This is a genomic window from Parafrankia sp. Ea1.12 (assembly GCF_900465275.1).
Lineage (GTDB): Bacteria > Actinomycetota > Actinomycetes > Frankiales > Frankiaceae > Parafrankia > Parafrankia soli.
This window is the reverse complement of the sequence record NZ_UBIZ01000447.1, coordinates 21,516-29,420: the sequence shown is the minus strand read 5'-3', so window position 1 is coordinate 29,420 and position 7,905 is coordinate 21,516. Positions and strand designations below refer to the sequence as shown.

Annotated in this window: 11 protein-coding genes and 1 pseudogene; 4 read left to right on the top strand and 8 right to left on the bottom strand. The window is 68.6% G+C overall.

The genetic code is table 11. The features are described 5' to 3' along the window. Positions 1-336: toll/interleukin-1 receptor domain-containing protein (locus FMEAI12_RS26360; RefSeq protein WP_146776768.1), on the bottom strand; the 336-nt coding region annotated here is incomplete at its 3' end. A gap of 267 nt (positions 337-603) precedes the next feature. After that, positions 604-762 (bottom strand): annotated as a pseudogene (locus FMEAI12_RS40195) (Fic family protein); the annotation flags it as partial. A gap of 275 nt (positions 763-1,037) precedes the next feature. On the opposite strand from FMEAI12_RS40195, the gene FMEAI12_RS40190 reads away from it, so the two are divergent. Both FMEAI12_RS40190 and FMEAI12_RS26345 read left to right on the top strand, forming a co-directional pair. After that, entirely contained in the window at positions 1,038-1,235 is a 198-nt protein-coding gene (locus tag FMEAI12_RS40190) for a nitroreductase/quinone reductase family protein (protein WP_160144328.1), read from the top strand. A gap of 358 nt (positions 1,236-1,593) precedes the next feature. Further along, a complete protein-coding gene (locus FMEAI12_RS26345; RefSeq protein ID WP_112108213.1) occupies positions 1,594-2,097 on the top strand; it encodes a hypothetical protein in 504 nt (167 codons plus the stop codon). An 886-nt stretch (positions 2,098-2,983) separates the two neighbouring features. On the opposite strand, the gene FMEAI12_RS26335 is transcribed toward FMEAI12_RS26345, so the two are convergent. The 4 genes from FMEAI12_RS26335 to FMEAI12_RS38655 all read right to left on the bottom strand — a co-directional run bounded on the left by FMEAI12_RS26335 (position 2,984) and on the right by FMEAI12_RS38655 (position 5,217). After that, complete coding sequence (locus FMEAI12_RS26335) at positions 2,984-3,574, bottom strand: hypothetical protein (protein WP_235014538.1); 591 nt, start codon at positions 3,572-3,574, stop codon at positions 2,984-2,986. A gap of 193 nt (positions 3,575-3,767) precedes the next feature. Further along, a complete protein-coding gene (gene acpP / locus FMEAI12_RS26330; protein ID WP_112108212.1) occupies positions 3,768-4,004 on the bottom strand; it encodes an acyl carrier protein in 237 nt (78 codons plus the stop codon). Positions 4,005-4,448: 444 nt separating this feature from the next. After that, on the bottom strand, positions 4,449-4,892 hold the full coding sequence (locus FMEAI12_RS38660; protein WP_235014536.1) for a lantibiotic dehydratase: 444 nt from the start codon (positions 4,890-4,892) through the stop codon (positions 4,449-4,451). Further along, positions 4,831-5,217 (bottom strand): hypothetical protein, encoded by a 387-nt coding sequence (locus tag FMEAI12_RS38655; RefSeq protein WP_235014533.1) that lies wholly within the window; start codon positions 5,215-5,217, stop codon positions 4,831-4,833. Before FMEAI12_RS38655 ends, FMEAI12_RS38660 begins: the two co-directional genes overlap by 62 nt. Before the next feature lie 111 nt (positions 5,218-5,328). Here FMEAI12_RS38655 and FMEAI12_RS36730 point away from each other — a divergent pair, with 111 nt between their 5' ends. Beyond that, positions 5,329-5,505, top strand: a complete 177-nt coding sequence (locus tag FMEAI12_RS36730; protein ID WP_160144327.1) for a hypothetical protein — start codon at positions 5,329-5,331, stop codon at positions 5,503-5,505. A 96-nt stretch (positions 5,506-5,601) separates the two neighbouring features. Here the strand turns inward: FMEAI12_RS36730 and FMEAI12_RS26310 are convergent, their stop codons facing one another. Further along, a complete protein-coding gene (locus FMEAI12_RS26310; protein ID WP_235014531.1) occupies positions 5,602-6,165 on the bottom strand; it encodes a TetR/AcrR family transcriptional regulator in 564 nt (187 codons plus the stop codon). 100 nt (positions 6,166-6,265) lie between these two features. Here FMEAI12_RS26310 and FMEAI12_RS26305 point away from each other — a divergent pair, with 100 nt between their 5' ends. After that, a complete protein-coding gene (locus FMEAI12_RS26305; protein ID WP_071059850.1) occupies positions 6,266-7,096 on the top strand; it encodes an SDR family NAD(P)-dependent oxidoreductase in 831 nt (276 codons plus the stop codon). 229 nt (positions 7,097-7,325) lie between these two features. On the opposite strand, the gene FMEAI12_RS37360 is transcribed toward FMEAI12_RS26305, so the two are convergent. Next, positions 7,326-7,880, bottom strand: coding sequence for a hypothetical protein (locus FMEAI12_RS37360; protein WP_200835418.1), 555 nt, complete (start codon positions 7,878-7,880; stop codon positions 7,326-7,328). Between the last annotated feature and the right edge of the window lie 25 nt (positions 7,881-7,905).

Here is a 7,905-nt window from a genome sequence, read left to right as displayed (position 1 = left end):
GAGGAGGGTGGGGCGGGGGCAGTCCTGAATGCGGATCGGGATGACTTTGCGGGCCTGTCCGTGGGGGTCGGCGCGGAACGCGGCCTCCCATTCCACGCGCCCGTAAACCGAGGCGAGGTAGGCGTGGGAGAGGACCGCGATGACTTTGCGGCTGCCGCGTACTCCGTCCTCCATGCGGCCCATCCAATGATCGCCGGGGACGATGTCCCATGCCTGGATCAGCACCTGGTAGCCGGCGCCTTCGAGCTGCCAGGCGATCCACTCCGCCCAGGCGCGATCGGAGGCGGTGTAGGAGACGAAGAAATCCCAGCTGGCTCCGTGCTCCCGCGTGCTCACAGCAGGTCAGATTGCCACAAGCCGCCACCAGTCCGGTGCACGGCCTGTCCACCCGGCGGCGGTGTCTGCGGGCGTCGCTGAACTGGACGGCCCCGACCCTCGTGCTCGACGGGATCTTCAAGCGATGAAGGCCGATGCCGGGCAGTGACCACCGATCGGGCATCGGCAGGTCCGCGGGTTGTCTGTCAGCTGGTGTACGGGTTCCTCATGGTCATCGGCGTGCGTGCGATGTCGAGCGCCGGCTGCGGGAAGCGGGGCCGGCCGTAAGCCGTTCCCGTCGGCCCAGAGGTGGATGGACACCAGGTGCAGATGTGCCATGGCCGCGCGCGCCAGCAGGTGGGTGCCGTCGTCGGCGTTGAGCCAGTCGACGAGTTCCCCCATCAGCGCGGGGACGGTGTCGGCGTCCGGAGCCGTGTAGGCGGCCGACGCGGACCGAAAGCTCAGGAGCGCCTGGCGTTCGTGTTGCCGGCGTAGCCAGCCCGGCGGACCTTCGCATGGGCGGGTTCGATGGACACGGTCGGGCCGGTGACCTGCAGGTTCAGGTTCGCATTAGTGCTGGTTGGGTGCACCGCCGGGCGCACCGATCCGTGTATTGCGCGAACCTCCGTAGCGTCGCTGGATGATTGCGTTGCGTCCTTCCCGTCGCTGCTGCCGCCGGTGGGGGCGGCCGGCTGGGTGGGGATGCGGAACGTGGGCTGGATGTGGCTGCGGCTGGTTACGGTGATCTCGGCGACGAGGGCGTCGGCGAGGCGGCGCAGCGTGGCGGTGTGCCGGAGCCGCCGGCGTGGTTCCGCAACCTCGAGGCCGACTCTGACGTCGAGGTCCAGCTCAAGGGTGAGCGCTGCACGGCCCCGGGCCCGAGGCGGCGACGCCAGAAGAGAAGCCGACAATATGAGTGAAAATTGTCAAGGCCTGACCCGACGACGGCATCTACCAGGCCAGCACCTCACGAGTGATCCCCATGGTGGTGCTCGAGCCAGCCTGACATGCCGCCGGTGCCGGCCGCCGCTTCCCACGGCGGCGGCCGGCACCGGCCTACCTCGGCCTCCCAGGACAGGCCACAAAGCGCCGATCGGCCGGCTCGGTATCCTGGCGGCCAAAGCGGCTTACATCACCACCACCGCGATGGCGCTGGTCACCCTTCTCGGCTGCGCGCCGCCACGACAGGCAGCGGCCGAAACCGGTTTCCCACGCGCGGTGGTGGGATCTGGCCCGGTCAGGACTACGGACCCGACAGAAAGCGTGGGAAGCACCGGAATGACGAAGGCCGACGAGCCGGTGCGCGAGCACGTCCAGGAAGCGACGGCGGTCTACGACCACGGGCAGTTCTACCTGTACACCGATGTCTGGGACGAGATCGACCCCGTTCAGATCACCCACGATGCAATCAACACGGACGGAGTCGCGCAGGGCGGGCCGCTGCTGGTCGTACTCTCCCCGCACCAGTGCAACTTCGCGGTGGCGCTGCGGGTGGAACGGTGGTCCGCGCAGCCAGCGGGCGACCTTGATGCCTGGCAGGAGGCGTTCAGCGCGTCGATCGACGTCGACGAGTTCGGGCTCCTGTACGAGTCGACGACAACCATTCAGAACCTGCGGCTCGAGGTCCCCGCAGGCCGATACACGGCGCTGATCACCGGCCGCGGGTTCGTGCATCGCGGCTGGCCGGGTTCGACGATGCCGGGTGACGAATGGCGCGTCCAGCTATGGCCCCGCGACGGCGCCCACCGCGAACCGGCCCGGTTGAAGGCATGGGCGGGCTGACCCGCCCCGGCGGTCCCACAGGGCAGGCTCGGACGAGGCAGACAGATTTGGTGCGAGCCGAGGCGAGTCGGGAGCCGGCGCCGACCGGCAGATTCTCGTCGACCTCTCAACCCGCCCGGCATCCGGGACACCTGCAGTTCGGACTGACGGTCGACGACCTCCGCCGCGGAGTGTCCAAACTGCGCAACCGGGTCATCGGCCGGATCTTCCACTCGCTGCGACTGATCGAGCAGTGGGCAGCGGCATCCAACGGATGGCCACCGTCTGTCTCGACGCAGGGCTCCCCTCGCCAGACCTCGAAGAGATCGGCACCCGGTTCCGCGTCACGCTGTGGACCCAGTGCATTCATCCATCAACCCTGGACGCCAAGGACCGCGCGATCCTCGCGCTTCCGAGCCCGGGCGTGCCGCCGGGCTGCACGCCACAGGCGCAAGGAACTCCCGCATCCTGTACGCATCAGACCCGAAGCGGCTCGCCGCAGCCCCGAGGCCACGGATCTCCCAAGCCCCATCGCGTCAACGAGGTCGATCCCGTCCACGAGGGCAGGAGGCCCGGCGGACGGGTGACTCAGGGGCGCCCAGCGTTCCTGTTCCCGGCGTAGCCGGCCCGGCGGATCTTCGCGTGAGCGGGTTCGACGGACACGGTTGGGCCGTTGACCTGGAGGTTCAGGTTCGCATTAGTGCTGGTTGGGTGCACAAACCCACGCTGACCTGCGCTGGACCCGACTAACAACGATCTTGAGGGTCAAGTACAGCGCTTCTGCACGTGTTAACTTTCCGCGCATGGCCGATCTTCGTGAGGGTCTGGACCCCCTCTGGGGATTGCTGCTGACGAGCTGGAACCGCTCGATGGAAGCGGCACGCAAGGCCCCCAAGACGCGCAAGCTCTACCTCGACACCGCCACCGCAAACCCGCCCGCCTGGCCGCCCTCGTAGGCGGCGAGCGCGGCACGGGCGATCGGCTCGGCCTCGACGCCACCGCCGATACGGGTCAGGAAACCAGCGTACATCATCTCGGCGGCGGCCGGGCCGAACGGGCTGATGCCGGGCTGCAACGGCAGGTCCGTGACCGAGGCGCGCATCCGGTTCAGCGCCGCCCGGGTGCCCTCCGTGTCGCCGAGCGCGCCGAGGGCCCGTGCCTCGTAGCTGGCGATCCGGGCCCGGGTGTACGGGTGGTCCGCCACGACGGCGGTCTTGCGCGCCGAGACGGCTGCTTCCTGGTAGCGGCGGCCGTAGAACGCCAGCGTGGTCACCATCTCCCCGACCGAGGCGGTGAGTACGACGTCGTCGGTCTGGTTGGCGTGGTCTTCGGCGAGGCGGATGAACCGGCGCGAAGCCAGGGTGTCCCCGAGGTTGAACGACAGCCGCGACAGCATGTAAGACGCGTAGCCGGCGGCGACGGTGAGCCGGATCTGCGGGCGGGCCCGGCCGCTGCCGTTCATCAGGTGGTGGTGCGCCGACTTCCACGTCTTCCACACCTTCGGCGCGAGCTGCTGGTGCGGGCCGAAGAACCTGCCTCAAACAGCTTGACGGATTCCGCCGGCGTAGCGCTCGCGAACGCCGCGATTCCCACCCTCACTTCCGGCGCCGCCGGAGACTCGCTGGTCCCCTCCGTGACGATTTCCAGCAGCACCAACTCCGGTGGATCGCGTCGACAGCCCGACAGCGCGCCTACCGCCGGTGTGCGTTGATCCAGTCGATGGCGTCCTGCACGGTGTTGATCTCCTCGGCATCCTCGTCGGATATACCGATGCCGAACTCCTCTTCCAGGGCCACGCCCAGCTCGACAAGGTCCAGGGAGTCCGCTCCCAGGTTCTCGACGAATGACGCGTTGTTCGTCACCTCCTCCGGCTTGACGTTCAGTTGCTCCACGACGACGCTCTTTACGCGCTCCTCGACGGTGGACACTCCGCGGCCTCCTGCTCCGACGTGCGTGGAAACGGACAGAACTTGCATGCTCTCTGAGCAGTCCGCGCCGCGAACTCCAATGTCCGCTCCTGGTGTGGTGATGTTTGCCACGTGGGGTCTGTCCCGTCTGGCGCCATCCAACGAAGGTTCGGTGCCCGCACTCGCAGGCTGTGCTCGACGGGACCCGCTCTTGTCGTAGCTGACCATCATGGTCCGATCACTCTGTCCCGAGTCCGAGATCTTCGGCTGACGTGCGGCCACACCCCTCAACCTCTATCCCATCTTCCTGGCGTTCGTGTTGCCGGCGTAACCCGCTCGACGGGTCTTCGTGTGGGCTGGTTCGACGGACACGGCCGGGCCGTTGACCTGCAGGTTCAGGTTCGCATTAATGCTGGTTGGGTGCACTGCCGGGCGCATGTACTGCTTCCACGCATTCATGGTCCGTCAGTCCCGTGGCAGGAGGGCTGTGGCAGCCGCGTGGGCGAGGACGGCCTGGCTGGTGGCGGACGGGCCGAGCCGGTTCCAGCGGAAGATCAATACGTGTGTGAGGATCGCCCGGAGCCCCCGGCCGAGGTGTGTCTGTGCGGCGGCGTCGCCGAGTTGGCGGCCGGCGGTCTGGAAGGCTGCGAGCCAGGGGGCAGCGTGGGCGAACGCGTCGAGCCCGGCCGCTCTGGGCCGCCAGCGGCTGGCCGGGCGCCCCGGTCGCAACGTTCGCACTGTGTAGGTCGCGGCCAGCCGGTCACGGTCGGCCTGATCGAGCAGGTGGGCGAACCGTCCGGCCATGCTGGTGCAGGTCCGCGGAGCCGCAGTGACCCGTAGCCGGAAGTCACCGCGGCTGATCGCTTCGGTCGAGACGGCCCACACCTCGACGTCGGCGTCGTAGCTCATCCAGCTGATCGTCTCGGTCGCGCTGGGCTGGAAGGGTGCCGTGAACAGGGGCCCGGGCCTGGATGGTGTCGCCGTCGTGGTAGCAGACGTGCGGGACGGCGAAGACCCACCGGTGGACGTGGATGGTCTGGGCCTGGGCGGCGGTGCGGACCTCGAACGCGAGGCTGGTCGCCCAGCTGGCCAGGTAGTCGTAGTCGCTGAGGATCAGCGCGGCGGCGCCGGCTCGGCGCTCATCATGGCGCTGCGCCAGCTCGGCAGCGCGGTCGGTGTCGCTGTTCTCGGCGCGGTGTACCGCGCCCACCTCGACATAGATGGCCTGTGCCACCCGCGTCGGCCCATGCGGCGCGACGGGGTATCTCGGCCGGCCTCACCGTGGGCCCACCAGCGTGGCTCGGAGGATTTGCTGCGGTCCGCCCGCGCTGCCTTCGTCCACGGCATGGACACAACTCTCTGGATCTGCGCCACCCTCGGCACCGCCACGCTGATCCTCACCCTCCTCGCCCTGCCCGGCCAGCACACACCGATCACCCGACCCCGGCCCAGCCCACACCTCAACCGGCGGCAAGAACGAGCCGACGCGAGGACGAGCAAGCGGCGGCTGTCGCGGGCGTAGGCGACCCGGGTTGAGGGGTCGTCCGGTGAGCGCGTCCGCGGTGGTGGGCAGCGGTAGGCCGGCGCCAGCGAGCGGGTAGCTGGTGGGTGGAGGGGCTTAAGAACATCGCCGCAGCGCTCGGAGGGCGAGTTCGACATAGTGCTCGATGTCCGCGGTGTCCGGATGTGGGAGGAGTTGGAGTATCCGCACGAGGCCGAGGAACTGATAGGCGATGTCGGTGGCCGTGATGTCGTCGGCGAGGGTGTGGTCGGTTCGGGAGCGTTCGACGGCGTCGTGTCCGACGCCGGTCAGGTGGGCGAGGCACCGCTGCAGGTCGGCGCCTGAGGGTTCGGCGTTCGCGAGCAGGTCGACCGCCGCCCGGTTGCGGACCAGAGGCATCAGCGCCGTGGTGAAGAACGCCCGGAGGGCGTCGATCGCGGGCTGATCCGGCGGGAGGCCGGACGTCGCGAGGCCGGCCAGATCGGTACCGGTGACCTCGTGCACCAGGTCCTGGCGTGTCGGGAAGTGCCGGTAGAGCGTGCCGACACCCACTCCCGCTTCCTTGGCGATGGCGCGCATGTCGACGTTCAGGCCGCACTCCCGCAACATCGTCGTGGCCGCCTCGACGATACGGGCCCGGTTGGCGACCACGTCGCGCCGCGGGCCCTGCGTGCGCTCCACGACGACAAGCCTAGCGGCCCGCCCCGCCGATCGGAACGCATGTTCCGATGTGCTATCTTCCCCAAAACGGAACGCATGTTCCGAAATGGTGGGAGTGGCGATGAAAACGGTCGTGATCACTGGAGGAACCGACGGGATGGGGGCGGCACTCGCGCGTCACTACCTGCGGGAGGGCAACCAGGTCGTCGTGGTGGGCCGCAGCCGAGCCAAGTTCGAGGCGCTGCTCGCCTCGTTGGCTGCTGACGGCGTGGCCGCGACCGGTCGCGCGTCGTTCCTCGCGGCCGATCTTTCCCTCGTCGCCGAGAGTGAACGGGTGGTCGAGCAGATACGGGCGTCCCACGAGCGCATCGACGTACTCGTGCTGGCCGCGTCGTTCATCCGCCAGAAGCGCCACGAAACCGCGGAGGGGCACGAAGCATCGTGGGTGCTCTTCTTCGTCTCCAAGTACATCCTGCTCACCGGGCTGGCGTCACTGCTCGCGGACAGTGATCGTCCGACGGTCGTGAACACGTCGGTGCCGGGCGCGAAAGCCGGGGCGATCGATTTCGATGATCTCGAATCCGCGCAGCGCTTCAGCTTCGTCCGATCCAATGCCCAGCAGCGGCGGGCCAACGAGCTGCTCGGCATTCTCGTGACCAGTGACAACCCGGCGCTCGCCTATATCACGTGGGGACCCAGGCGGCTGGTCAGGACCAGCCTCGCCGGCGACGTCGGACGAGCAATGAAAATCGCCTCCGTCCTTCTGGGGGCCGTCGCCGGGCAACGGCCAGACGACGCCATAGCGCCGATCATCACATTCGTCGCCGACCCGCCCGCTGGCCGCGCCGCCTACCGCGGCGCCACACAGGTCGCCCTTGTCCAAGGCCCGCACGATACCGACGATGCTCGCCGGCTCGCGGCCGAGACCACTGCCCTCGTCACCGGTCGCTGAGCGGTCTTTACGGGTCGAGTGCGGCCGGTCGGCGGCAGGGCTGACGGCGTACCGGCCGTACAGTTGACGATCAGTGCCGGGTCTTTCACTGTCGGTCGTGCGTAGTGTGCCGCCTACAAACCCCCAGCCGACTCCTTCACCTGCGTTCCGCGTAACTCGGTCTGCCTAGAGTGGCGATCATGGCTGTGACCTGGGTGGACATGCCGATGTGCCGCTGCGGGCCGTTTCTCTAGGCTCCAGCGGGTTTCGGGGCGGGTCCGGTCGGGGTTCCGGCGCGCTGAGCCCGGTGGATCGTGTGCGGTGGGGTGATGTGCAGGGCCGCGAACAGGTCGCGGGCGGGCTTGGTCAGTTCGGTGACCTGCTGGAAGGTGCCGGCGGGGCCGGTGAAGGTGCCGATGTGGATGCGGTCGAGTTCGCGGCGCATCCGGGTCCAGGTCATGCCGGTGGCGTTCTCGGCGACGCGGACGAGCAGGAGAGCGGGCCAGCAGAGCAGGACGTGGGCGCGGATCCGTTCTTCGAGCCGGTGGTAGACGGGTCGCAGTTGAAGGACGGTCTTCATGTCGCGCCAGCTGCGCTCGACCTCGAGCAGCTGCTTGTAGCCCAGGGCGATGTCCTGCGCGCTCATCGTGGGGTCGGCGCAGCGCAGCAGGTACTTGCCGTCGAGGTTCTCCTCGGCCTTCGTTCTGGTCTTGTCGGTGCGCAGCAGCCCGCCGGGGGTGATGCGCAGGAACCGGTTCAGGCCCGGCATCGTCGAGATCTTCCCGCGCAGCTCGGCTCGTTTCACCGGGGTGAGCGTGTCGCTGCCGGCG

Bases quoted from the DNA above. Each gene is read 5' to 3' on its own strand.
- FMEAI12_RS26345 (WP_112108213.1), top strand. From the start codon at position 1,594: ATGACGAAGGCCGACGAGCCGGTGCGCGAGCACGTCCAGGAAGCGACG.
- FMEAI12_RS38660 (WP_235014536.1), bottom strand. From the start codon at position 4,892: ATGAGCTACGACGCCGACGTCGAGGTGTGGGCCGTCTCGACCGAAGCG.
- FMEAI12_RS36730 (WP_160144327.1), top strand. From the start codon at position 5,329: ATGGACACAACTCTCTGGATCTGCGCCACCCTCGGCACCGCCACGCTG.
- FMEAI12_RS26305 (WP_071059850.1), top strand. From the start codon at position 6,266: ATGAAAACGGTCGTGATCACTGGAGGAACCGACGGGATGGGGGCGGCA.